At 48.7% G+C, this 682-nt stretch carries 2 protein-coding genes; both read left to right on the top strand.

Annotated elements, in window-relative coordinates; genetic code table 11:
- The first annotated feature begins 7 nt into the window (after positions 1–7).
- On the top strand, positions 8–103 hold the full coding sequence (locus SQ11_RS18120; protein WP_269746060.1) for a manganese efflux pump: 96 nt from the start codon (positions 8–10) through the stop codon (positions 101–103).
- Between the two features lie 50 nt (positions 104–153).
- Positions 154–393, top strand: coding sequence for a DUF167 domain-containing protein (locus tag SQ11_RS15450; protein ID WP_041515096.1), 240 nt, complete (start codon positions 154–156; stop codon positions 391–393).
- Positions 394–682: the final 289 nt, after the last annotated feature.

Here is a 682-nt window from a genome sequence, read left to right as displayed (position 1 = left end):
TGTATTCATAGGCGCAAAAAGTGGTGCGTGGTTAGAAAGTAAAGCAGAACTGTTCGGGGGTATAGTACTTATCCTCATAGGGTTCAAAATATTAGCATTTTGAAATTCAGCCACGAACCCAGATACATAACAAAGCAATGCCATGCGAACATAATGACCAATCAGCATGCTGTTACTCTGCAGATTAAAGTGAAACCTCGGTCCAGAGCCTCATCCCTGGTGCAAGCTTCGGATGGTTCGTGGGTAGCTCAATTGAAAGCGCCGCCAGTAGACGGCCAAGCCAATGCAGAACTCATCGCTCTTGTGGCGAAGCATTTTCAATGCCGCAAGTCTGCGGTTTTCATCAAGTCCGGAACGTCTGGCCGCACCAAACTGGTAAAAGTCGAGCGATGAGACCTAACAACGCGTTCCAGGGGGTACCTCATGCCAGCGCACAGTGCTTCCCATGAAGTCTGCTCGCTCCTTTCGAGCGCGGATTACCTCAGGAATAATCCACCAATCCCAAGCGTTGAAGATTTCCTTGACCAGGTCATACAGCTTCCTTCAGAAAGGGAAGACGGCGGAACTGATTCAGTTGTAAAGAAAAAAGGTGAACTGCCTGCCTAACGAGCAGTTAGAGCCGATCGTTTACGTTCCGGCTCAACTCCATGTTGGGCATCCAGGAGACTGATATGGAATACAT

It is taken from the genome of Nitrosospira sp. NpAV (assembly GCF_000832065.1).
In the GTDB taxonomy this organism is placed as follows: domain Bacteria; phylum Pseudomonadota; class Gammaproteobacteria; order Burkholderiales; family Nitrosomonadaceae; genus Nitrosospira.
This window is presented reverse-complemented; position numbering and strand designations above follow the sequence as displayed.

Bases quoted from the DNA above. Each gene is read 5' to 3' on its own strand.
- SQ11_RS15450 (WP_041515096.1), top strand. From the start codon at position 154: ATGACCAATCAGCATGCTGTTACTCTGCAGATTAAAGTGAAACCTCGG.